This window comes from Streptomyces sp. NPDC041940 (assembly GCF_055589465.1).
This window is the reverse complement of sequence record NZ_JBVJBP010000015.1, coordinates 106,832-129,912: the sequence shown is the minus strand read 5'-3', so window position 1 is coordinate 129,912 and position 23,081 is coordinate 106,832. Positions and strand designations below refer to the sequence as shown.

Annotated in this window: 21 protein-coding genes, 1 tRNA gene and 2 pseudogenes; 17 read left to right on the top strand and 7 right to left on the bottom strand. The window is 68.9% G+C overall.

From position 1 onward, the window contains the following. Window positions 1–50: 50 nt before the first annotated feature. A complete protein-coding gene (locus tag ACZ6I3_RS24890; protein WP_469417465.1) occupies window positions 51–1,136 on the bottom strand; it encodes a DUF3344 domain-containing protein in 1,086 nt (361 codons plus the stop codon). A 401-nt stretch (window positions 1,137–1,537) separates the two neighbouring features. On the opposite strand from ACZ6I3_RS24890, the gene ACZ6I3_RS24885 reads away from it, so the two are divergent. From ACZ6I3_RS24885 to ACZ6I3_RS24870, 4 genes are all read left to right on the top strand, one after another. Further along, the gene (locus ACZ6I3_RS24885) at window positions 1,538–2,230 is read left to right on the top strand and encodes a hypothetical protein (protein ID WP_469417463.1); all 693 of its coding nucleotides are present in this window, start codon (window positions 1,538–1,540) and stop codon (window positions 2,228–2,230) included. Window positions 2,231–2,431: 201 nt separating this feature from the next. Then, complete coding sequence (locus ACZ6I3_RS24880; RefSeq protein ID WP_469417607.1) at window positions 2,432–3,007, top strand: hypothetical protein; 576 nt, start codon at window positions 2,432–2,434, stop codon at window positions 3,005–3,007. A gap of 169 nt (window positions 3,008–3,176) precedes the next feature. After that, window positions 3,177–3,764: a tyrosinase family oxidase copper chaperone gene (locus ACZ6I3_RS24875; RefSeq protein WP_469417461.1), complete on the top strand. Its 588-nt coding sequence runs from the start codon at window positions 3,177–3,179 to the stop codon at window positions 3,762–3,764. Beyond that, entirely contained in the window at window positions 3,748–4,614 is an 867-nt protein-coding gene (locus ACZ6I3_RS24870) for a tyrosinase family protein (RefSeq protein WP_469417459.1), read from the top strand. The genes ACZ6I3_RS24875 and ACZ6I3_RS24870 overlap by 17 nt, the downstream gene beginning before the upstream one ends. A 115-nt stretch (window positions 4,615–4,729) precedes the next feature. Here ACZ6I3_RS24870 and ACZ6I3_RS24865 read toward each other — a convergent pair whose 3' ends face one another. Beyond that, window positions 4,730–5,023 (bottom strand): chaplin family protein, encoded by a 294-nt coding sequence (locus ACZ6I3_RS24865; protein WP_469417457.1) that lies wholly within the window; start codon window positions 5,021–5,023, stop codon window positions 4,730–4,732. Between the two features lie 460 nt (window positions 5,024–5,483). Here ACZ6I3_RS24865 and ACZ6I3_RS24860 point away from each other — a divergent pair, with 460 nt between their 5' ends. From ACZ6I3_RS24860 to ACZ6I3_RS24845, 4 genes are all read left to right on the top strand, one after another. Beyond that, the gene (locus ACZ6I3_RS24860; protein ID WP_215121297.1) at window positions 5,484–5,762 is read left to right on the top strand and encodes a hypothetical protein; all 279 of its coding nucleotides are present in this window, start codon (window positions 5,484–5,486) and stop codon (window positions 5,760–5,762) included. Between the two features lie 75 nt (window positions 5,763–5,837). Continuing rightward, entirely contained in the window at window positions 5,838–6,113 is a 276-nt protein-coding gene (locus tag ACZ6I3_RS24855) for a hypothetical protein (RefSeq protein ID WP_469417455.1), read from the top strand. Window positions 6,114–6,271: 158 nt separating this feature from the next. Beyond that, window positions 6,272–6,541 carry a hypothetical protein gene (locus ACZ6I3_RS24850; RefSeq protein ID WP_359894185.1) on the top strand — a complete coding sequence of 90 codons (270 nt, stop codon included), beginning with the start codon at window positions 6,272–6,274 and terminating at the stop codon, window positions 6,539–6,541. 147 nt (window positions 6,542–6,688) lie between these two features. Continuing rightward, a complete protein-coding gene (locus tag ACZ6I3_RS24845) occupies window positions 6,689–6,967 on the top strand; it encodes a hypothetical protein (RefSeq protein ID WP_469417453.1) in 279 nt (92 codons plus the stop codon). Between the two features lie 130 nt (window positions 6,968–7,097). On the opposite strand, the gene ACZ6I3_RS24840 is transcribed toward ACZ6I3_RS24845, so the two are convergent. After that, window positions 7,098–8,057, bottom strand: coding sequence for a D-2-hydroxyacid dehydrogenase family protein (locus tag ACZ6I3_RS24840; protein WP_469417451.1), 960 nt, complete (start codon window positions 8,055–8,057; stop codon window positions 7,098–7,100). A gap of 315 nt (window positions 8,058–8,372) precedes the next feature. Between ACZ6I3_RS24840 and ACZ6I3_RS24835 the strand changes: the two genes are divergently transcribed. Continuing rightward, window positions 8,373–8,930, top strand: coding sequence for a hypothetical protein (locus ACZ6I3_RS24835; RefSeq protein WP_469417449.1), 558 nt, complete (start codon window positions 8,373–8,375; stop codon window positions 8,928–8,930). A gap of 445 nt (window positions 8,931–9,375) precedes the next feature. On the opposite strand, the gene ACZ6I3_RS24830 is transcribed toward ACZ6I3_RS24835, so the two are convergent. Beyond that, window positions 9,376–9,540, bottom strand: a complete 165-nt coding sequence (locus tag ACZ6I3_RS24830; RefSeq protein WP_469417448.1) for a hypothetical protein — start codon at window positions 9,538–9,540, stop codon at window positions 9,376–9,378. A 332-nt stretch (window positions 9,541–9,872) separates the two neighbouring features. Then, window positions 9,873–10,454 (bottom strand): annotated as a pseudogene (locus ACZ6I3_RS24825) (GntR family transcriptional regulator); the annotation flags it as partial. Between the two features lie 441 nt (window positions 10,455–10,895). Between ACZ6I3_RS24825 and ACZ6I3_RS24820 the strand changes: the two are divergent. Next, entirely contained in the window at window positions 10,896–11,726 is an 831-nt protein-coding gene (locus ACZ6I3_RS24820; protein WP_469417447.1) for a cutinase family protein, read from the top strand. 875 nt (window positions 11,727–12,601) lie between these two features. On the opposite strand, the gene ACZ6I3_RS24815 is transcribed toward ACZ6I3_RS24820, so the two are convergent. Then, window positions 12,602–13,312: a zinc ribbon domain-containing protein gene (locus tag ACZ6I3_RS24815; protein WP_469417446.1), complete on the bottom strand. Its 711-nt coding sequence runs from the start codon at window positions 13,310–13,312 to the stop codon at window positions 12,602–12,604. A 731-nt stretch (window positions 13,313–14,043) separates the two neighbouring features. Between ACZ6I3_RS24815 and ACZ6I3_RS24810 the strand changes: the two are divergent. Continuing rightward, window positions 14,044–14,451: pseudogene (locus tag ACZ6I3_RS24810) on the top strand (helix-turn-helix domain-containing protein); the annotation flags it as partial. Between the two features lie 287 nt (window positions 14,452–14,738). Here the strand turns inward: ACZ6I3_RS24810 and ACZ6I3_RS24805 are convergent. After that, window positions 14,739–14,811 (bottom strand) — tRNA-Arg (locus tag ACZ6I3_RS24805). 320 nt (window positions 14,812–15,131) lie between these two features. Here ACZ6I3_RS24805 and ACZ6I3_RS24800 point away from each other — a divergent pair. The 6 genes from ACZ6I3_RS24800 to ACZ6I3_RS24775 all read left to right on the top strand — a co-directional run bounded on the left by ACZ6I3_RS24800 (window position 15,132) and on the right by ACZ6I3_RS24775 (window position 23,044). Continuing rightward, window positions 15,132–16,739 (top strand): dynamin family protein, encoded by a 1,608-nt coding sequence (locus ACZ6I3_RS24800; RefSeq protein ID WP_469417444.1) that lies wholly within the window; start codon window positions 15,132–15,134, stop codon window positions 16,737–16,739. 3 nt (window positions 16,740–16,742) lie between these two features. Beyond that, complete coding sequence (locus ACZ6I3_RS24795; protein ID WP_469417442.1) at window positions 16,743–18,590, top strand: YfjP family GTPase; 1,848 nt, start codon at window positions 16,743–16,745, stop codon at window positions 18,588–18,590. A 339-nt stretch (window positions 18,591–18,929) separates the two neighbouring features. Beyond that, entirely contained in the window at window positions 18,930–19,406 is a 477-nt protein-coding gene (locus tag ACZ6I3_RS24790; protein WP_469417440.1) for a single-stranded DNA-binding protein, read from the top strand. A 281-nt stretch (window positions 19,407–19,687) separates the two neighbouring features. Further along, window positions 19,688–21,097: a Cys-Gln thioester bond-forming surface protein gene (locus ACZ6I3_RS24785; RefSeq protein ID WP_469417439.1), complete on the top strand. Its 1,410-nt coding sequence runs from the start codon at window positions 19,688–19,690 to the stop codon at window positions 21,095–21,097. A gap of 16 nt (window positions 21,098–21,113) precedes the next feature. Further along, window positions 21,114–21,410 (top strand): GNAT family N-acetyltransferase, encoded by a 297-nt coding sequence (locus tag ACZ6I3_RS24780; RefSeq protein WP_469417437.1) that lies wholly within the window; start codon window positions 21,114–21,116, stop codon window positions 21,408–21,410. Window positions 21,411–21,589: 179 nt separating this feature from the next. After that, window positions 21,590–23,044: a hypothetical protein gene (locus ACZ6I3_RS24775; protein WP_469417435.1), complete on the top strand. Its 1,455-nt coding sequence runs from the start codon at window positions 21,590–21,592 to the stop codon at window positions 23,042–23,044. Window positions 23,045–23,081 lie beyond the last annotated feature (37 nt).

Genomic DNA, 23,081 nt, shown 5'->3' with positions numbered 1-23,081 from the left:
GTGCGCGGATTCCTCGCTCGCGAAGGCGTTCGGGGCGGACGGCGACGGACTCATCGCCGTGCGTCGACGGCGACGAAGAGCACGCCGGCCCACGCCGCGTCCTGCTGGGACCGGATCCGGAAGGTCGCCTGGTCGCCGCCCTGCTGCAGACCGCCTCCGAGGTCGAACACATCGGAGTCGTAGCCGAGGGTGTTGGCGTGCGCGGGCACCCGCGAGGCGTCCGCCCCGGGCTCGCTGATGGTGGAGTTGAGGACGTCGTCGCGGGGGTTGGCGTTGTTGCTGAGAGCGGTCCCGGACTGGCCGGTCGCCACGGTGAGCGAGTCGCCGCCGGTGCCGCGGTCGCCGTTGTACGTCACCAGGCCCGCACGGCCCCACGCGCCCGCCGCGAAGCCCAGGCCGGTCACGCGGACTTCCTGGTCGTTGGACCTGAGCGAGGTGAAGCCGTCCCAGACCGCGAGGTGCCGCAGCGGCTGCTCCGGGTTCTCGTAGGCCACCACGAGGGTCCAGCCGCCCCATGCCCCGGCCGTCGACCTGCCCATGGCGATGTTGATCTGCGCCACGGTGTACAGGCCCGGTCCGCCCTCCCGCACCATCCGCGTCACGTCCGCCGAGGCCTGGAAGGCGTCCATGCCGTCCAGCACGCGGTGGCCGACCAGCGTGTCGGCGATCAACTCCTTGTACTCTCCGCCGGGTTCGGCGATCAGCACGCGCCCGTTGTCCGCCGGCGGCTTCTGCTCGCCCACCCGCAGGTTGCCGCCCCAGTAGAGGCGCGCGTACGTCACCCGGGAGCCGCTGGGCAGGCGGACCTCGGAGCGGGAGGAGTTGTAGGTGTTGGGGTCGCGGTCGACGTCGACGTAGAACATGTCGAAGTCGCCGTTCGCCGCCATACCGCCCGCCTGCGCGTCCGGGCAGGAAGGCCGCTGGGCCGCGCGGCAGGTGATCGAGGCGTTGGCAGCGCGTACGATGCCGCCGTGCTGGAGTGTGCGGTACCGCTCGGCGAAGGCGAGACTCTCGGCCTCCGGCGAGGGCGCCGCGGCCGGCGCGGCGGCCGGGGAACTGCTGGCTGCCCACATGGCGGCAAGGGCGAGGGCGCCCACGGTCGCGCGGCGAAACAGCGGGCCCAGGGAATGGCGCATGACCGGTCGTTGCCCTTTCGGAACAGGTGGCCGTGGCAGCAGCGCCACGAGTGCGATGTGTCCGCGCTGAGGAGTGCGTCGGGCGGTTCGCAACTCTAGTCATCAATCGGACATAGTCGATGAAATTCGGTGAAGTCTGACAAGTGTGTCGGAATCGTGAAATCGCAAGTGTTTGCTGGTTCCGACCGCCACCCCGGCGCTGGGCGGCGCCACCGCCCGGCGGGGGCCGGGCCGTTACTCCATCAGGGGTCGAGGGCGGTGCGACCTGACAAAGCGTCTGATCAGGCCGGACGCGGCGAAAGGGGGAATTATGTATTCCCGAAAAGCCTATGAATGCTTGCGGAAAGCCCTTGGTTCTTTCACGGTGGGCTCAAGATCCATCGCCGTCGAAAGGAATACCCATGCGTGCTCTGCCCGCACGGCGTATCGCGTCCAGCACACTGTGCGCCGCCCTTCTGGTCGGGATCACCGGCCCCGTCGCCATGGCGGCCGACCCGGCCCGCGGGCACGGCCATGTGGCCTCCGATGCCCGGCTTCCCGGAGCCGACGCGCGTCTCGTGCAGATCGGGAAAATCAACTGGGGCACGCTCACCCCCGTCGCCGACCTGCTGAACGCCGTACTCCGGGACAACGGCCGACTGTCCGCGGCCGAGGCGACGAAGCTGGGGAACGCCGCGAAGGCCGCCCTGGCTGCTGCGGCCGCCGAGGACGAGTACACCCCGTCCCTCCTGGCGCCCCTGACCCCGGCGCCGGTCGTGCTGCCGGCTCCCGTCCTGCCCGCTCCCGCCCTGGTGCCCGAGCGGCGCGCAGCCGACCCCGTGACCGACCTGCTGGACCTCGTGCTGGGGGCTGTCGACGGCCTCCTGCAAGGGATCACCGGTGGTGCCGGAGGCCTCCTTCCCCTGGTCGACGACCTGTTGGGCGGGGTGGACGAGCTCCTCGCCGAACTGACCTCCGGCGAACCGGCGCTCCAGGACGAGGACGCCGTGACGTCGGTGACGACCAGCACCTCGACGACCCCGGAGGCGGAGGCCGACGACTTCTTCGCTCCCCAGCTCTCGGTGCTGACGCCGCTGCTGCCGCCGGCCCCGTGAGCCCGTCCAGTCGTGGTGCCGGCCTCAGGGAGCGGCGCCACGACTGTTTGTTCTTTTCCACCCGGAGGTCCGGTCCTTTAATAGATCTCGTATGAGGTATTGGCAATCTTCGGCAGTTCCGGTTTCCGCCCAGGCCAGGGCTCGTTAGGCACGGCGACAGAAACCACTCCGGCGACGTGCGTTGCCGAAGAAAGGAACACGATGAAGTCTCTGAAGGCTGCCGCCGTCTTTGCCGGGTCCCTGATCGCCGCCGGTTCCGCGACCCCGGCGTTCGCCCAGGACGCCATGGTCGCCCCGAGCGCCCCCGCCGCTCAGAGCGTTCCGGATGTGCAGAGCGCTCCGGTGGCCCAGAGTGCTCCGGCTGCCCCGGTCGCCCAGGCCGCCCCGGTTGCTCAGTCTGCTCCGGCGCAGAGCGCTCCGGTCGCGCAGAGTGCTCCGGCTGCGCAGAGTGCCCCGGTCGCCCAGGCCGCCCCTCAGCCCGCTCCGGTCGCTCAGCCCGCTCCGGCTCCCCAGCCCGCTCCGGCTGTGCAGAGCGCTCCGGTCGCTCCGCCGGCTCCGCAGCCCGCTCCGGCCGTTCAGCCCGCCCCCGCCCCCGAGCCCGCTCCGGCCGCCCAGAACTCTCGCGACCTGGCGTCCACCGACCTCACCGGCGGCGTGAGCACCAAGGTCCCCCTGGACGTGACCGCCGAAGGCAAGGAGTCGCTGGTCCACACGGCGAAGAACGCCGCGTCCACGGTCAACGACGCCAAGCCGGTGCACGGCAACCTGTGGTTCTAGGCTGGAACCACGCCCCGCGGAGGGCCGGTCCTCGAAATGTCCGAGGACCGGCCCTCCGTTTGTGTCCGGGTCTGGACACCGGTGATCACTTGTCTGGCCGCGCGGCGGTGACCGCGCGGGGCCTCCGGCGGTTACGGCTACGACACCGCAACCGGACGAGGAGTGGGCCATGGCCGTCAGCATCGACGGAGGACCGGCGGGGGACGGGGCGCCGGCCCCGGCGGGCCCCCTCCCGGCGGGCAGTACGCGGCGCGAGGCGGCACCGCGGGACGTGACACGGCGCGAGGTGGCACCGCGGGACGTGACACGGCGGGAGGTGACGCGGGGCCTGACACGGCGCGAGGCGACGCGGGGCCTGCGCGTCTGCGCCCTCGTCGCGGCCCTGGCGGCCCCGGTGGCTCCGGTGTTCGCGGCCTTGTGGCCCCGACCCCTCGGAAGGGACGCCCCGGGCGGCACCGCCGTCGCCGAGACCTACCGCGGTCGTCGCATCGGCGTGGCATGGACCCCTTCGCACGGCCCGGCCGGGCAGGGCCGGTGGCACGTCACCGTGGACGGCCGCCCGCTGCATCTGATGCGCCGGGCCGACGGCACCTGGCTGAGCATGGTCGACCACTACTGCACCCACCGGACACCGCTCGAGGCCGCCCGTGCCGCCGTCGACGCGCTCGGCCCCGGTCAGCGGCTGCGCGCGCCGGGCCCGGGACCGGGAAGCGCGGGGCACGCGCACACGGAGGACCGGCGTGGCGTACGTACGTAGGGACGTCGCCACACTCACCAGGGCCGAGCAGCGCCGGTTCGTCAAGGCGCTGCTGGAGGTCAAACGGCGGGGCGAGTACGACGAGTTCGTCCGGACGCACGTCGAGTACTTCTCCGCGGACGGCGAGCACGGGCTGCGCGCCGCACACATGGCGCCCTCCTTCCTGCCCTGGCACCGCCGGTTCCTGCTCGACCTGGAGCGCGCGCTGCGCCGGGTGGACTCCTCGGTGACGGTGCCGTACTGGGACTGGACGCGGGACCGCACGACCACCTCCGCGCCCTGGACGGACCGTCTCCTCGGGGGCGACGGGCGCCGTTCCGACCACCAGGTGATGACCGGTCCGTTCGCCTACCGGCACGGCAACTGGACCATCAAGGTGAATGTGACGGACCGGGACTTCCTCACCAGGGAACTCGGACGCCCCCGCAGACCGATGGACCTGCCCACCAGGAGCGAGCTGGCCTGGGCGCTGAAGGACCCCGTCTACGACGTGGCGCCCTGGGACTCGACGGTCACGCGGGGCTTCCGCAACAAGCTGGAGGGCTGGGGCACCGGCCGGGACAACTCGTCCTGGCGCAACCACAACCGGGTGCACGGCTGGGTCGGCGGGGACATGCTCGGCGGCGCCTCCGTCAACGACCCCGTGTTCTGGCTGCACCACGCCTTCATCGACCTGCAGTGGTATCGCTGGCAACGCCGGCACCGCGGTGCCCGCTACCTCCCGGCCACGCCGCCGGGCCGGGGCGATGGGCAGCACGGCCGGATCGTGGCCCGGCGCCAGAGCCTGCCGCCGTGGGACGTGACGCCGCAGGAACTGGAGGAGGTCGGCCGGATCTACCGCTACGCGTGACCGGATCCACCGCTACACGTGACCGGATCCACGGCTACGCGTCAGGGGACATGGGGAGAGCCCCGGCATTCGGGGGGCCGGGGCTCTCGGGTCAAGCTCTCGGGTCAAGCCGAGGTCAGTGGCGGTGACCGTGCTTCTTGCCGTGCTTCTTGCTGTCCTTCTTGTGGCCGTCGTTGTTCTTGCACTCGTTGCCGACGGCCGGGTTGAGGGCGCCGATAATGTTCACGGTGTTGCCGCACACGTTGACCGGAACGTGGACCGGCACCTGAACCACGTTGCCGGACAGGACGCCGGGCGAGCCGATGGCCGCGCCCTTGGCGCCGGCGTCCGCCGCGGCGAGACCGGCCCCACTGAGCACCACGGCGCTCGTGCCGAGAGCAACAGCGCCAACCTTCGCGATGCGAGACATCACGTTCTCCCTTACTGACTAGGTAAGTGCGGCAGCAGTACGCGCTGCCGCACTGCCCGTTCAACGCGGCGACCCCCGACCGGTCACGAGAAATCTTCTCCGGATCACCCATCTTGAACAGGGGCTCCGCCAAATGGGTGCTGTCGGGCGGCCGTCTGCGCATTCCCCTCACACGACCTGTCTACTGGCCGGGACTGTCGTCTTCGCCGTCTGCGCGCGGGCGACAGGGCAGGTCCAGCTCGTCGTGAGCGGCGGCTGCCCGAGCGGGAGTTGGGTCGGGCGTGGCGGCCCTCGGATGGACTACGCGGCGGAACCGCCGCACCGCTGCGACGTGCACTTTCACAAGAAACCCACGCCACGAAGCGTTTCGTGTGGCAAAAGTCCCAAACGCCGCTTATCTTAGCGACTGTCAGTGACCGGACCACTACGGTCTGTGTCGATTCGAGAAATCGGAGAAGTAATGCGCAAGTACCAGAAGGCCGCGGTCGTCGTGGCCATGCTCGGCAGCGTCAGCTTCCTCGGCGCCGGCGTGGGTCACGCTGCGGGCGGGGACGGCAAGTTCAAGCTCGAGAACGAGCAGGCCCAGTCCTGTGAGCAGAACGACAGCACCCAGGGTCTGGTCAACGTCGACGACGTCAACGTCAACGTCGGTGCCCTGCTCGGCCTGGCCAACCAGGACAACAGTGAGCGCGAGTCGCTGAACTGCTCGCAGTCCTTCTCGCTGCGCGGCGGCCACTGATCAGATTGATCCAGGCAGGCCCCGGGGCTCGAACCGAGCCCCGGGGCCTGCCGCCTGGGTAAAGGAAAAAGGCAGATGTTCAACTCGAAGAAGATCGCGGCGGCGGCGGGAATCCTGGGGAGCTTCGCCCTGATCGGCGTCGGCGCCGTCCAGGCCTCCGCGCAGGGCCCCGGCACGTGTGTCCAGGACAGCAAGGGCAACGTCCGCTGCGTGCAGACGAGTGAGTACCAGGTCACCACGGACAAGGCCGGCAACGTCACCGTCGTCAACGACTCGACGCAGACCTGTCCGTCCTCTCACGGCCAGGTCAGCTGCGTCGACGTTGTCACGGCCCCCTCCGGGAGGGGCTGACGACTCCGCCGACCGGCGCGGTCGTACTACAGGTTTTATCCAGAAAATTACGTGATTGGGCGTTTCGCCCGGCAAGAGGCGCACACGCCGCCTAAGGTTGGCAACTGTCGGTGACCAGTCCATCACGGTCTGTGTCAACTCGAGAAAACGGAGAAGTAATGCGCAAGTACCAGAAGGCCGCAGTCGTCGTGGCCATGCTCGGCAGCGTCAGCTTCCTCGGCGCTGGCGTTGGTCACGCTGCGGACGGCGACGAGCAGTTCAAGCTCGACAACAAGCAGGCCCAGTCGTGCGAGCAGAACGACTCGCGTGAGGGTCTCATCAACATCGACGACGTGAACGTCAACCTCGCCATCCTGGGTCTCGCCAACCAGGACAACAGCGAGCGCGAGTCTGTGACCTGCTCGCAGACCTTCTCCCTGGGCAAGTAATCACCCCACCAGGTGATACCGGCAGGCCCCGGGGCTCGAACCAGGTGTCCGAGCCGCGGGGCCTGCCTCTTGGCTTCTCAGCCGTATATGCGTCCGGAACGACTCCTCGCCCAGCGGCGGGGGAGTCGACCGCAAAGGAAAAGGTAGATGTTCAACTCGAAGAAGATCGCGGCGGCGGCGGGAATTCTGGGGAGCTTCGCTCTGATCGGTGTCGGTGCCGCCCAGGCCTCCGCCCTCGGCGACCCCGGCAAGTGCGTCGACGACGGCAACGGCCAGGTTCGCTGCGTGGAACTGAGCCAGTACACGTACACCACCGACAAGGGTGGCAAGGTCACCGTCACCAACAACTCGTCGCAGGACTGCCCGACGGCGCACAGCCAGGTCTCCTGCGTCAGCAGCGCCGTCGTCCCCGGCAAGAGGGCCTGACTCCCGCCGAGTCCGAGGCGCCGCCCTGTCCACGTCGGCGCCCCTCGCGCGAGTCCACCGGCCCAGCGGAGGATGGCCGGGACCCGATATCGGGTCCCGGCCATTGTTGTGTCTGTATTTCACACCGGCGTCAGGGCAGCCGCCGTACGGGCGCGCCCGCGAGGAACGCGCGGATGTCCTCCACCGCCTGGCCGTAGTACGTCGTGTAGTTGGCGTGGGAGACGTAGCCGAGGTGCGGGGTGGCGAGCAGGCGCGGGGCCGTGCGCATCGGGTGGCCGGCGGGCAGCGGCTCGATGTCGAACACATCGATGCCGGCACCGGCGATCCGCCCCTCGTGCAGGGCGGCGAGGAGGGCCTCCTGGTCGACGATGGCCGCGCGCGAGGTGTTGACCAGATACGCGGTCGGCTTGAGGAGCGCGAGTTCGGCGGGGCCGAGCAGTCCGCGAGTACGGTCGCTCAGCGCGAGGTGGACCGAGACGAAGTCGCTGCTCGTGAGGAGGTCCTCCCGGGAGGGCGCGAGTTCGACGCCGACCTCGTCGGCCCGCTCCTGGGTGAGGTTCTGACTCCACGCGCTGACGTGCATACCGAAGGCCAGGCCGACCCGGGCCACGCGGCTGCCGATCTTCCCGAGACCCAGAAGCCCGAGGCGACGCCCGTGCAGATCGGCGCCGACGGTGGACTGCCAGGGGCCGCCGGAGCGCAGGGCGTTGCCCTCCTCGACGACACCGCGGGCGAGCCCGAGCAGCAGCGCCCAGGTCAACTCCACGGGAGGAGTGGAGGAACTGGCCGTACCGCACACGGTGACGCCGTGCTCCTCGGCGGCCGCGTAGTCGATGACCGAGTTGCGCATCCCGGAGGCGACGATCAGTTTCAGCCGGGGCAGACGCGCGATCAGCGACCCGGGGAACGACACGCGCTCGCGCAAGGTCACCACGATGTCGAACCCGGCCAGCGCGGCGGCCAGGTCGTCCTCGCCGTCCAGATGGGTGTCAAACGAAACGACCTCCACCTCACCCGAGATCGCCGACCAGTCGACGATCTCGGTCGCCACCCTCTGAAAGTCGTCCAGCACAGCACAGCGCAGCCGCACGTCGGTTCCTTTCCACGGCCCATGGTCGTGAGACCGACTCTATGCGGGACGACTGTCGGTGAGGCCGGGGGCCCTCGACGCGGCGGCACGAACACGGACCAGACCGCGGTGCGGGAATTCTTCGGCAAGCTGGCCGGCACGTCTCACCGCCGTCACCGGGATTCTGATGTTGCCGCAGTAGCGTGCAGCCGACCGGGCGACGGGGAGCCGGCACGGTCGGTCACAACAGGGCGAGGCCTTGGCTCTGCCGGGCCACAGCGGGCGCTCGGCGGCTGGCTGCACCTCTGTCTTCAGGGCGCCGATAGGCTGATCAGCATGGAACGCGAGGGGGCCGGAGGGTCGGCAGGGGTGGTGTGTCCGGGCTGCGGCGGTGCTGACGCCCGGACGGTTGAGCAGGCGCGCGGCGGCAAGGGCGCGATGCGTGACGACCTGCACGGCCGACTTGCGCCAGGGCCGGACAAGACGGGCGACGGATGCATGCACTTCGCGGAGGGCATGGTGCTGACCGGTATCGGCATCGCCCTCGCGTACGCGGGTGTTCAACAGGGCAAGCCGCTGTACATCGTCGGCGGTGCGGCGTTCGCTCTGCTCTGTTTCATCGGCACTTTCGTGGTCGTGCGTGGTGACGGACGAGAAAAGGCCGCCGCCGAGACCGGGGCTCCGCGCGCGGAGCGCCTGTGGAGGCCGGCGTACTACTGCTCCGACTGCTCCTCGGTGTTCTGCCCGGGCGGCGCCCCATGGCGGGGAGCACTCACCCCGGAAGAATTCAAGAAGCTGGTGTGGACCGAGGCCGGCTACGCCGACCAACTCCTCGCGGGGGACAGGGCGAAGGACTCGAAGATCCCGTCGGACGCCTTGCCGGATCGGTTGTAGGGGTCCGAGCGGACCGAGCTCCAGCGGAGGGCGAGTCCTGCAGTGGCGGCGTTGAGCTTGTTGCCGACGCCACCCGGCGAAGCCGGTCAGGCGGGTCAGGCTCACTGCGAAGTGTCGTCGATCCACGAGGGCAGCAGGACAACAATGGAGACGGCGGCGCGTACGGTCCCGGAGCCCTCCCTTGTCCATCAAGAGGGCGCCCGGGGCTTCACCGTGTCCAGTGTCGCCCACCCTGACCAGCAAAAGCCCTCCCGAACGGGAGGGCGGAGACTTGCGCCCCCGGCAGGACTCGAACCTGCGGCCAAGCGCTTAGAAGGCGCTTGGTGCATCTCGTGTCGCACCCTTGCTGAACTGGTTCTTCTCCCGCGCCGGGTGCTTCGTGGATCGGCCTTCGGCACGCATTCGACACGCCCTGGCTAGGGCCCTGGCGCCGTGGCACCCGTGGCTAGCCTTCTTGGAGTTCAGTGCGCGTGAGCTCCCCGAACTGCCTGACGAGCCGCTGCATCGTGTCCAGGTCGTTGGCCTCTGTGGCCGCCTGCCATTCCTCAGCGAAGTGGCGGGCCTCCTCGCTGCCGAACGCGTGCAAGGCGATGAGGGCCTCCATGCTCATTTCGATGCGTTTGGTCTTAGTCCAATAGTGCTCGACTTCTCGGAGCTTCTCGGTCTTGCCAGACGTTCGTACCTCAGGCGGCGCACATCGAGGACGGCCACGCGGAGCGCCTCGAAGTAGGCATCGCGCCGCTCCTTTCGCAGGTGACTGCGCTGTTCGGCTTCTCGTGACTGCGCAACCATGCGCTCTGCATGTGCTCTACCTTGCGCTCCCGCGAGCCACGTGAAGGTGACTCCGAGGGCTCCTGAGACTCCGGTGACCACAGCGGGAATCCACTCCGATGCCATGCACTCATCCTGCCCAGGTGAGTCAGCACCCAAGACGATCAAGAGCTAGCGGTTGATCGGGATCTCATAGACGATCTCGCCGTGAGCGGCGGGCACCACGATGTCCGCCGTCTCCACGGGCCGCCCCTGGTCGCTGTAGTACGTCCGCCGGATGTGCGTGACGAGTGCGGCCTTCTGGATGCCGAGAAGTGAGGCCCCCTCGGCGGTCGCCTGCCTCGGCTCCGGCTGTTCCACGGCGTGGCTGACGGTGACGCCGATCGCGGCCATGCGGTTCACGACTCCCGCCCCGGCGTGCGGCCCTCCCTCGGGGAGGACGACGAGAGTGCCGGCGGTGAGGTCGTACGGCTCCCAGCTTGTCGAGAGCTGCACCGGCCTGCCGTCGGCCAGGAACTCATACACCGTCCGGACGCACCAGTCGCCCTCACCGATGCCGAGCCGCGCCGCGATGTCCTCAGGGGCAGGCACCTTGGCCTCGGTTCGGCTCTCCCAATCCCCTTGCCTGCCCACGGCCTTCATGTCCGCCCGGAAGGGCGATCCGCTGGGCTGCTCCCGGGCTGATGACCGGACGACCCGCACCCGCTGTCGGGGCTCGGCCACGTACGTGCCCGAACCGGCGCGCCCTTCAAGCCGGTGTGCCCGAGTAGGTCGTCCGTGCCGTCCGGCTGCGCATCTCGCGCTGCGGTCAAGCGGCACCTGAGCTTTCCAACTCATAGCCTCCAGGGCGGCTTCTGCCATCCGTGTCCTGCCGACCAGAGAGCGGCTGCACCACAACGAGCGCCGACGCTGCCCCTTCTATGGGTGTTTTTTATGGGTGGTTGCTGGACGCCTTCGGCCCGAACTCTCGGCTGGGTACCCATCGGGGTGAGGTGGGCTCGTTAGACGGCCGTCGGCGGTTTCTGATGGTCGGATGTGGTTTCGGGCATTGCCATGCACGCTGCTATACAGCAACGGCTTGAGCCCTAGCGTCCCCGGCTGTGCCGTCGCATGATCCGTTCAGAGGCTGACTGCTTTCAGATGCGCGCGCAGCGCGCCAGGCGCACCCTGGAGTTATAAGGCTCCTGGAAAGGAATGGCCATGCCTGGAGTTGCGTGGAGACGTATACCCTGCTTTCTTGTGACTCTTTTTCTGGCCGTCTCGCTCCCTATCTTGCAGGCAGGTGAGGGCCACTCTCAGACTTCTTCAGACTGCCGAGTCCTTTTTATAGGTGCGCACGGCCTGAACGAGAATGAGAAGTCGAAGACGTTGGCGGAGACATGGGAGGCCTTTCATGCTTACAGTGAAAATCACGGCGGCTACGGAGGCGAAGCGAAGATGCTCCCATACCCGAAAATGGGGGCCAAAGAGTTCATCTTCGCGCTACGTGTGAACGTAGAAGCGCCGAACATGTCGTCACTGCCAGCGGTTAATCAGGGTGTCGAGATGCTTGACGCCACTGTCCGCGACTACCTTGCGCAGTGCCCCTCTGGGGGCGGGGTGGTGCTTGCGGGTTACTCTGAGGGAGCATGGATCGTTGGTGAGTACCTGCGCAGAAACTATGGCCTGTCGGCCGTAGTGAAAGGGGTGCAGCTATATGGCGATCCGCTGTACGAACGTCCCGGTACCGGAGATCGGGGCATCGGGCGGATATTTGGGTTTGCGAGTGATTTCCCTGCCCCTTACCCCGACTCCACGTTGGAGGGAGCCAATATAGTTGACTCTCGATGCATTAAGCGGGATCCCATTTGCGGGGGAGGATTCAAAGCGGCGAAGAGCTCCGCGTACAGTTCGCGACAGGTGGGGGCCGCACTCCGTTGCGGTGCCGACAACGAGGCCTGCAAGCCGCACACGGAGGCATATTTGGGTCTCCCAGCCAAACAAGGCGGAGAATTCCTGGCCACCAAAGCTTTCGTCGCAGACTGACCCTAGTGCCGTACGCGCCACGCGATCCATTCGGGGCTTATCCGGACTTCGTGTAGGTCAACCTCTCGCCGTCTATCCGCTGAAGTGTGTGGTCGGACAGCATGGTCACCGTGCTGGCGGCGCCAGGGCTGCACGCTGACGCAGGTTCAGCGATGGTCACGGTGGATGGCCCGATATGGAGAGGGTCATCGTCGGCGGGTGCCGAAGCCAACTCGGCTGCGAAGCGACAGTGGTATGTGCCACCGTCTCTGGTGGGCCCGTCCGCTATGACGTAAAGCACGGTATCGCCGACCTCGCCCTGCTGGATGACGAGACGTCGGGTGTGGTGTCCCCAGGTGTTGTCAATGCTGCTGTTCCAGGTGCCGAGGTACTTCCGGGGAACCTCACCGTCGAGCATCGAGGATATCTGCGAGTTTGGCGACGACTGCGCAGGCGAAGTTGCTCCAGGGCTAGAGTCTGAGTCGCCAATACGAGATACGCCGAAATAAACTCCGACACCGACAAGCACAACGAGAAACATCACTCCAGTTATCAAGAAAGCTGGCCGGGGACTTCTAGGGGTATGGGGGCCGGATGTTGGGTCCGGCAGTTGGGAGTCGCTGTCCCTCGCGGGCTGGAAAGGCTTATTCGGAGGCAAAGAAGCACCGCATACACTACAAAAGCGACCTGGCTTGACTTCATGCCCGTTGGGACAGGTGGCCACCATGAGGGCGCCGCAAATAGTGCAAAACTTGGACCCTCCCTTCCTGGGCGGTAGCGAGTGTCCGTTCAAGCAATGGGGCGGTTGAGCGACCACTGATGACCCCTAATCGTTCGGGATTTTCCCAATGCAGACTGCGTCCTCGCATTGCATTTTTTACCGCAGTGACGGGTACTCACGATGCTACTCGGGCTTCGGTTATGGTTCCGTTCATCACCGTGTATGTGCCAGAAAAGCGCTGATGTATGCCATTCTTCTGTATCGCTTCATATCGCAGCGTGACAGAATTTCCGTCTACCGCGTAAATGCTGGCCGATATGTTGGCTATTGCAGAAAGCGTCTCGACGTAGGACTGATAGGGTCCTCCGACTAGATTCCTGCCTCCCAGTAGCCAGGCGCGGTCGTAATCGCGTGAATTTATGGCATCAAAGTAGTTCCGGACAACTTGACCGGGGTTCTGGGAAGGGTCTTTTGCGGAAGATTCCCGCCTGCGTTTTTTGCTCACATAGTAGGCGATGAGGATTGCGTCTGCGGTCACCCATAGGCCGAGGATGAGCAGTAGGGCCATACTGCCTACTTGTGCACAGTCCTCTCCGTAGGGGCAGGTCCGGTTGGAGTAGTTTTGCGAAAGGATCAGCCAGACAATAAAAACGATCTGAATGACAGCGAAAATCCAAGGGAAAGCAGATCGTGCTGCGCTGGAGCTTGAGGGCGGCGTAAATTTATTCGTAGGCGTCCCGGAGATTCCGTCGATTCCAGGCGCTCTTTCGGGTGGTTTTCCTCTGGTATCTGGCGGTTCATTTTGCTTGGTGCCGCACTCTGGGCAGAATCTGTCTCCTTTATCTACAGGTGTACCGCAACCAGAGCAGGTCGTTGTTTCGGCCATTTCGCCAGCTCCTTGCGCAGTTACTTTGCTACATGGAGAAAGGCAATACCTGCAAGAAAAAAGATCACTTACCAAACGGGGTTGCGCCGTTGTAGGCGCAGTATATCGCTGTGGTGCGCTCTCGTGGCAGATTAAACCCTCGATGAGTCCCAGTTTCCCACTATGGGGAACGTGCAGCAACTCAGGGCCATACGAGATTCGCAGGGGCTCCGTTCAGGCAGCATAAACGAGGGGGCAGAAACGCAAGGTCGGCGGAACGGCTTTGGGGTGGCGTTGCTTTGGTGCGAGTGATCATGGCCCCGTAAGCTTCCGGCGCGTCGGGCAGTCTGTGGACCTGCCCGGTAAAGCACGACGTTGGGGCCATGATCTTCGAGGCTCGCGCCAAAGTGGCTCCGTAAAGCCGTGGAGCCGACCGCCTCAGCCACCGACGTACCCCTTCTCTGGCATCAGGCGGCTGCATGCCATCAGCGCGGCACGGCCCCCGGCCGGGCTGGAGCGGGGCGTAGACAGGAGCAGGCCCGGCCGGGGGCCGTGCCGCGCGCGGGGAGCCGAGCGAGCCGCCTTGATGAAGGAGAGAAGCTTTTATCCCGCTGGGATGAGGCGCTTGTGTGTCTTGTCTCGGTTGATGCTTGACGTTGTGGCTTCACCTGATGCTTGACACCGCTTGTCTCGGCTTGGCTGTGCGCGTCTGACGGACGTGCGCGGGGAGGGCCGAGCCCGTGCTGGTGGAGCTGAGCGTGGTCGAGCAGCGGTATCACGCGGTGATAGAGGTCGCCGCGGGGGTTCCGGTCACTCAAGTCGCCGCCCGGTATGGGGTGTCGAGGCAGTCGGTGCACTCCTGGGTACGCAGGTACGAGCAGTCGGGTCTGCCGGGGCTGGCGGACGGGTCGCACCGGCCGGCCTCGTGTCCGCACCGGATCGCCGGGGAGGTGGAGGCTCTGGTCTGTGAGTTGCGGCGCCGGCATCCCGGCTGGGGTCCGCGCAGGCTGGTGCACGAGCTGGAACGCAGGGGCGTCACGCCGGTGCCGTCCAGGGCGACGGTCCACCGGGTCCTGGTCCGGGGCGGTCTGGTCGAGCCGGGAGTCCGCAAGCGGCGCCGGTCGGATTACCGCACCTGGGAGCGGTCGACGGCGATGGAGTGGCCGTGCTCCTCGCGACCTACGCCCGATGTGTCGAGGGCCAGCTACCCGACCTGAAGAGGCGACTCGAAGCTGCCGGAGATCTCCCCTTGGCCGTCCGCCGGTTGACCTCGCGGCCCGAAAACTTCGACACGTATTCGACACGGCCACCCGCAAAAACCCGGTGACAGCCGGACAGCCCCGGATCCCACCCTTGATCATCAAGAGGGTTTCCGGGGCTTCGCTGTGTCCAGCGTCACCCGCTCTGACCAGCAAAAAGCCCTCCCGGACGGGAGGGCGGAGACTTGCGCCCCCGGCAGGACTCGAACCTGCGGCCAAGCGCTTAGAAGGCGCCTGCTCTATCCACTGAGCTACGGGGGCCGGTGTGGTGGCCTCTGTCGTGGTGCCCTGGTGTGGGCTGATCCGTGACGTTGCCGGGGACAAGGATAGGGCTCCCGCGTCCTTGCCCCTGTTGCTTCGCCTCCGTGGCTCGATGTGGAGGTTCAGTGAAGCGGTCCTGATAATCGCAGGCAGGTACGAATCGTGCATCGCTTTTGAAGCCTCAGGCGCCGGGTGTTGTGCACTCGTTATGCCTGGAGTGTGCCTGTGTCCCAGTCGCCCCTTCCATCCCTTGTGTCCTGTCGGCGCGCAGACATGCTCATATGCTTCAGAATTCCCCTAAAATTGGGCATTCTTCGCATGTGGTGACCTTGGACGTAAGGCCTCAGCTGCTCGACGCACTCTCCGCCCTGCGCGACCGTGTCGCCGCCGCACGCTTCCCGCTGCCCCTGGCGGGGGCCCCACGCGCGCGTGCCAACCGCGACGAACTGCTCGCGCAGCTCGACGACTACTTGGTGCCCCGGTTGCGGGAGCCCGAAGCGCCGCTTCTGGCCGTCGTGGGCGGATCGACCGGAGCCGGGAAGTCGACCCTGGTCAACTCCCTCGTAGGGCGAAGGGTCAGCGAGGCGGGCGTGCTGCGGCCGACGACACGGACCCCCGTGCTGGTCTGCCATCCGGAGGACCATCACTGGTTCGGCGGGATGAGGGTGCTGCCCGATCTCACGCGCGTGTGGGCGCCCCAGCAGCACGACACGGACGACCTGCTGCTCCCCGGCGAGGACCCCGCGCGCGTGCTGCGCGTCGAGAGCGCCGACACCCTGCCGCCCGGCCTCGCCCTGCTCGACGCGCCCGACATCGACTCCCTGGTCTCCGACAACCGCGTCCTGGCCGCCGAGCTCATCTGCGCGGCCGACATCTGGGTCATGGTCACCACGGCCGCCCGCTACGCCGACGCCGTGCCCTGGCACATGCTGCGCACCGCCAAGGAGTACGACGTCACCCTCGTCACCGTGCTCGACCGGGTGCCCCACCAGGTGGTCTCCGAGGTGTCGCGGCAGTACGGTGCCCTGCTGACCAAGGCCGGCCTCGGACACGTGCCGCGCTTCACCGTGCCCGAACTGCCCGAGTCGGCCTTCGGCGGCGGCCTCCTGCCGCTCACCGCCGTCGCCCAGCTGCGCACCTGGCTGATCCACCAGGCCCAGGAGCCGGCGGCCCGGCAGCAGGTCCTGGCCCGCACGGCGTACGGCGTCCTCGACTCGCTCAAGTCCCGGATGCCCGAGCTGGCCGGCGCCGCCGCCGCGCAGCACTCGGCCGCGCTGCGGCTCACCAGCGCCGTCGAGGGGGCGTACGACAGCGAGCACAAGCGCGTGCGGGGCCGGTTGCAGACCGGGGCGGTGCTCGCCGGGGACGCGCTGAAACGGTGGCGCGCCTTCCCCCTGGACTGCACCGCCGGTGAACTCCTCGACGCGCTCGTGGAGAGCCTCAGCGCGGTGCTGCTGTGCGCCGTCACCGCCGCCGACGAGCGCGTGGACGACGCCTGGCGCCGCGAACCGGCGGCGGCCGCTCCGGAGCTCGCGCCGGGCGACTCCGCGGCGGAGGGCGCCGAGCACCGGATCGGGCTGGCAGTACGGCGGTGGCGGCGGGAGCTCGAGGAGTACGCCGAGGACGAGGTGAGCGAGCTCGAACGGAACGCCGCGCCCGACCCCGAGCTTGTCGCCGCCCTGGTCGCCACCGGCCTGCTGGGCGGCCGCCGGGGCCGGATGGCGGGGGAGGGGCTCGCCGAGCGGATCGGCGCCCACGGCGCACTGCGGCTGCGCGACCGGGCCGGACGGCTGCTCACCCAGCACGTCGACCGGGTCCTGTACGCCGAACGCGAGCGCCGGCTCGCTCCGCTCGACGCCCTCGAGGTCCACCCCGAGCACCAGGCCGAACTCATCGCCGCGCTGTCCGTACTGCAGAAGGAGAGGTGACCGGTGACCGCCGTCACTGACCAGGACCACACCGAGCACGCCGATCAGCCGGGCGACGGGGACAAGGCAGGGTCCGCCGGAAGTCCCTCCGTACGGCCCTCTCAGGCTGACCAGAGCGGCTCCCACGCGCGCGTGCAGGACGCCCGTACGGATTCCACCGGCGCCTGGGACGACGGGCTCATCGCGCGCCGCGTCAACGAGACGACGGACGGAAGCCAGTTCGCCGCCGTGGACAGCCGCTCCGCCGCCCCGCCCGCGATGAGACCACTGGTGTACGACGGGGCGTTGCGTTCGCGCCTGGAGGCGTTGCGCGAACTGGTGGGGCTCTCCCGTACCCGGCTCGACAGCAGGACGCTGGCGGAGGCGGGCCGGGTACTCGACGAGGCGTCCGCGCGGCGCAGGCTCTCCGGGCAGCACACCGTCGTCGCCATCGCGGGCGCCACCGGCAGCGGCAAGTCACAGCTGTTCAACGCGCTCGCCGGCGTGGCCATCTCGGAGACCGGAGTGCGCCGCCCCACCACCGCGGCGCCCATCGCGTGCAGCTGGAGCGACGGGGCGGCGAGCCTCATCGAACGGCTCGGTATCCCGCCCCGGCTGCGCCGACGGCCGCTGCCGACCGGGGACGCGGAATCCCGGCTGCAGGGGCTCGTCCTGATCGACCTGCCCGACCACGACTCGGCGGCCGTACAGCACCGGGAGCACGTGGACCGCATCCTGGCGCTCGTCGACGCGGTCATCTGGGTCGTCGACCCGGAGAAGTACGCCGACGCCGTCCTCCATGAGCGCTATCTGCGGCCGATGGCGGCCCACGCGGAGGTCATGTTCGTCGTCCTCAACCAGATCGACCGGCTGCCCGGGGAGGCCGCCGACCAGGTCCTCGACGATCTGCGGCGACTCCTGGACGAGGACGGCATCGCCCTCGGGGAGTACGGCGAACCGGGTACGACCGTGCTCCCGGTGTCCGCGCTCACCGGGGACGGCATCGCGGACCTGCGCGAGGCGCTCGGCCAGTTCGTGGGGGAGCGCGGGGCGCCGGCCCGTCGTGTCTCGGCCGATGTGGACATCGCGGCGGCGCGGCTGTGGCCCGTCTACGCCACCCGGCGGCGGACGGGGCTCAGCGAACAGGCCCGGGAGGAGTTCGCGGACCGGCTCGCCGACGCGGTGGGTGCCACGGCGGCGGGGGAGGCGGCCGAACGGGCGTGGCTGCGCAACGCCAACCGCGCGTGCGGTACGCCCTGGCTGCGGCTGTGGCGCTGGTACCAGGACCACGGCGAGCCCACCACGGGCCGGCTGCCGTCCCGCACGCAGGCCGACGAGGAGGCGACCGCCAGGCAGCGGGTCGAGCAGGCGGTCCGTACGGTGGCCGACCGGGCCTCGGCCGGGCTGCCCGCGCCCTGGGCGCAGGCGGTGCGCGAGGCGGCCGTCCGCGGCTCCCAGGGGCTGCCCGAGGCGCTGGACGAGCTGACCGTGCGCGCGGGCGTGCCGACGGGGCGCCCGCCGCGGCCGGGGTGGTGGCCGGTGGCCGTGCTGTCCCAGGCCTCCATGACGATCCTTCAGTTCCTGGGCGGACTGTGGCTGCTGGGCCAGATCTTCCAGGTCATGTCGCCGAACCTGGGTGTGCCGGTGCTGCTGATGGTGATCGGCATCGTCGGCGGTCCGCTGGTCGAGTGGAGCTGCCGGATGGCGGCCCGCGGCCCGGCCCGCCGCTACGGACTGGAGGCGGAACGCCGGCTGCGCAAGGCGGCGGCCGGGTGCGGAAGGGCCCGGGTGCTGGATCCGGTGGCGGCGGAACTGCTGCGGTACCTGGAGGTGCGGGAGCAGTACGGGAGGGTGGTGGGGGCCGGGCGATGACGGCGGGGGCGTGGCGGTTGTGACGGGCCGCGTGCGCGGGTACGGCGAGGGCGGCGTCCGGTCGGGCGTCGCCCTCGCCGCGTCTGTGTGGGGCTGGGCGCGTGTCCGCACGTGTGGCTGGACGTGTGGCTCGGCGTGTGGCTGGACGTGGCTGGGCGTGGCTGGGCGTGTGGCTCGGCGTCACCCGTGGGGGTGGCGGAGTTTTCCACAGGCGGGCGGTGGTCCACAGTGCTCAGCGGGCTCGGCCCGGTCGCGGCAGTCTGGCGGACACAGCCGTACGGGACGGGCCCGTACGGGGCTCGGCCCGGTGTCGCAGTCCGGGCGAGGGAGGGGTTCGCGATGAACGAGACGATGGTCTGCGCGGTCGGCAGGGTGGCGACGCAGCCGGTGTACCGGGAGATGGCGTCCGGCCCGTCGGCGAGGTTCCGGCTGGCGGTGACCGCGCGCTACTGGGACCGCGAGAAGAACACGTGGACGGACGGGCACACCAACTTCTTCACGGTGTGGGCCAACCGCCAGCTCGCCACGAACACGGCGGCGTCGCTGACGGTGGGCGAGCCCGTGATCGTGCAGGGCCGGCTGAAGGTACGGACCGATGTGCGCGAGGGGCAGAGCTGGACCTCGGCGGACCTCGACGCGGTCGCGATCGGCCACGATCTCGCCTGGGGCACCTCGGCCTTCCGGCGCGGAGGCAAGACGGAGGCGGCGGTCACGCCGGCATCACCGGAGCCCAACTGGGAAACTCCGCCGGACGATTCAGCGGATGCCGCAGACACAACGATTCAACGGCAGCCAGAGCCAGTCATGCTGACGTGACGTCAGTCACTGTCGCTCTGTCCGGACTGCGGCTTATCGACAAGTGCGCACCGTACGGCCAGGGGTGGATTTGTCGATAAGCCCTGCCCGCAAGGGATCTTGGCGATAACGATTCCGAGTCGGATCACTCATCCGACCGTCTGACCGGCGGGCCGGGTCCAACGCCTACCTAGGATGCCGGGACATGGCTCTCGGGGCTCTCGATGCCCGTGAGGCTTCTGATTTCTGCTGGTGGGACCGTCCCCCCCCACGTCAATGGGTCCTGCTCGAAAGGAATTTTGGTGTTTGCTTCGTTCTCGGCGGTGTTCGTACGCAGGCGAGGGGCGGCCCGCCTCGGCGCCACGACGCTGGTGTCCGGGCTCGTCGCCGCGGGCGTGCTGGCCGGTGCCGGCCAGGCGGCCGCCGACGAGACGACACAGAGTGAGGGCGGGGCGACCGCGACCATAGCCGGACTCAAGACGTACGGCACCGCGGTGATACACGGCGGCACCGGGGACCAGCAGGTGTCGGCGGGCCTGTTCGAGATGTCCGTCGAGGGCGGCGGCATGCTGCAGACGTACTGCGTCGACCTCCACAACCCCACGCAGCGGGACGCCAAGTACCACGAGACGCCCTGGGGCGGCACGTCCCTGGGCGCCAACAAGGACGCCGGCCGGATCCGCTGGATCCTGCAGAACTCCTACCCGCAGGTGAACAACCTCGCGGCGCTCGCGCGGAGGGCGGGCGTGCGCGGTGCGCTGACCGAGCAGGACGCGGCGGCCGGCACGCAGGTGGCGATCTGGCGCTACTCGGACGACGTGGCCGTCGACGCCATCGACCCGCAGGCCGAACAGCTCGCGGACTTCCTGGAGAAGAACGCCCGGAATCTACCCGAGCCCCGCGCCTCGCTCACCCTCGACCCGCCCGCGGTCTCCGGCCGGCCGGGCGAGCGGCTCGGCCCGGTCACGGTGCACACCAACGCGAGCGGCGTGACGGTGGCGCCGCCCGCGGACGCCGCCACGAGCGGGGTGCGGATCGTCGACAAGCAGGGCAGGGCCATCACGTCCGCGGCCGACGGCGGGCAGGTGTTCTTCGATGTTCCCGAGGACGCGGCGGCCGGTACGGCCGAACTGACCGTGCAGGCCTCCACCAGCGTGCCGGTCGGCCGGGCCTTCGCCTCCGAGAGCCGGAGCCAGACGCAGATCCTGGCCGGCTCCAGCGAGTCGACGGTGTCCGCGACGGCGGGGGCGACCTGGGCGAAGCAGGGTGCGATACCGGCACTGTCGGCGGCGAAGAACTGCGCCAAGGGCGGCGTGGACATCATCGCCTCCAACAAGGGCGACGAGCCGTTCACCTTCGAACTGGCCGGACTCGAGCACACCATCGCCGCGGGCGAGACCAGGACGGTGACGGTCCCACTCCAGGAGGACCAGGCGTACGACTTCACGATCCACGGCCCCGGCGGCTTCACCCAGCGCTTCACCGGCATGCTGGACTGCCAGACCCGGAGCAGTGAGACGGGCACCGCCACGCAGACCCTGAGCGAACCGAGCCCGGCCACGGTGGGCGGCACCGCCTCCGACACCAACCTCGCCGAAACCGGCTCCACCGGCGTCACCCCGCTGATCGCGGGCATCGCCCTCACCCTGGTCGTCATCGGCGGAGCGACCCTGATCGTCCTCCGGCACAAGGCGACCCCGACGAACGACTGACCGGCCGGACGGGCCTGTGGCGGCTCGGAGTCGTGCTCGCCATAGGCTGGCCGGGACAGCCGACTGTGTCGTCATGCCGAACCTCACGCGCGGGGGCCGGGCCATCCTGTTCGTGGAGAACGTCGTGGTCGCCGGCGGCTTCCAGCGGCGGGGCGTCGGACGGCAGTTGATGGAAGCGGCCGTGCGGCCGGGGGAGTCCGCCGGCTGTTACAAGGTGCAGCTGCTGGCGGCGGACGACGCGTACGTCCACAGCTTCTACGAAGCGTGCGGCTTCAAAGCCCTGGCGCAAGGGTTTCGCCGCTACGTCGGATAGCGGAGCGCATCCGCCGGCCGCGCGCATCCGCACGCGGAACCGAACCGATCGCCCTGACGTGTTCCTGTGCAGGGGTGGTGGTGCACGCTGCGATCCGATCAAGATCGAGGCAAGGCCGGTGCGGATGTCAGTGTCGGCAGCGATACTTGCGGTGACGGATGACCACGGGGGAGGTCACAGTGACACACCTGCCGAAGAGCAGCCCACCACCACCGGGCCCGAGCCTGCCCATTCTTCCGGCAGTTCCGGCGCAGCCGGCGCCACCGGCCCCGGCCCGGCCTCCCGGCAGTGGTCCCGCCGCACCCCCACCCCCGCCGCCCCGCCGCACCGCCTTCGCCGAGGGCCTCGACCGACTCCGCGCCGCCGCCACCACCGAGCCCGGCCGCCTGCGCATCATCGGCGCCCTTCTGGCACTGCTCGTCGTCGCCTTCGGCGCCGTCACCGCCTGGCAGATGACCGACCGTGCGGCCGCCGCGGACGACGTCCTCACCAGCAGCCAGCCCCTCAGCTCGGACGCGGCCGACATCTACCGCTCCCTCGCGGACGCCAACACCGCCGCCTCCAGCGGCTTCCTCGCCGGCGGCCAGGAATCGGCCGCCTCGCGAGACCGCTACGAGAAGGACATCCGCACGGCCGCGGACAAACTCGTCAACGCCGCCGCCAACGCCGACCCGGACTCCCCGTCCACCGCGACGATCGCCAAGCTCAACAAGCTCCTCCCGGAGTACAAGGGCCTGGTCGAACGCGCCCGCACCTACAACCGCCAGGGCTTCCCGGTCGGCGGCGCCTATCTCCGCTACGCCAACGAGAAGATGCAACAGCAGATGCTCCCGGCGGCGGAGGACCTGTACAAGAAGGAGAACCAGCGCCTGCGCGCGGACTACGCGGAGGCCACGCCCTACCCCTGGGCGGCCATCGCCCTCGGCGTCGCCGCCCTGGCCGCCCTCGCCTGGGCCCAGCACCGTAACTACCGCCGTACCAACCGGGTGTTGAACCACGGCCTGGTCGCCGCCACAGCCACCGCGACGGTGGTCCTGCTCTGGCTGGTCGTCGGCCACAGCGTCGCCCGCGCGGGCCTGAACGACTCCTACGACCACGGCGTCCGCTCCCTGAACGTGCTGCACGACGCCCGCATCGCCTCCCTCAAGGCACGGGGCAACGAGAACCTGACCCTGGTGGCTCGCGGCGCCGAGACGAAGAAGGTCGGCGCGCGGACCTTCGACGCCTACGACTACGACTTCCGCACGGACATGGCCGACCTCGGCAAGTACCTGGCGGACGCCGCGAACCTAGCCGACGACACCTCGGGCGAACAGCCGGTCACCGCCGCCGTCGGCAACATGGCGGAGTGGAAGAAGCGCCACACCGCCGCCCGCGAGCAGGACGAGAACGGCAACTACCAGCAGGCGCTGGACAGGGTCATCGGCACCGAGGGCGCGACCGGCGAGTGCTTCGACAGCGTCGACGAGAACCTGCGCACGGCCCTCGCGCACGAGGAGACCGAGTTCAAGCGCGCGGCCGACGACGGCCGGGACGCCCTGACGGGCCTGTCGGCGGGCGCGGCCGTCCTCGCGGTCCTGGGCGCCGCGGGCGCGGTGCTGGGCATCGGCCGCAGGCTGTCGGAGTACCGATGAACGGGGCACGGGATACAAGGGGAGACGTGAAAGGGGG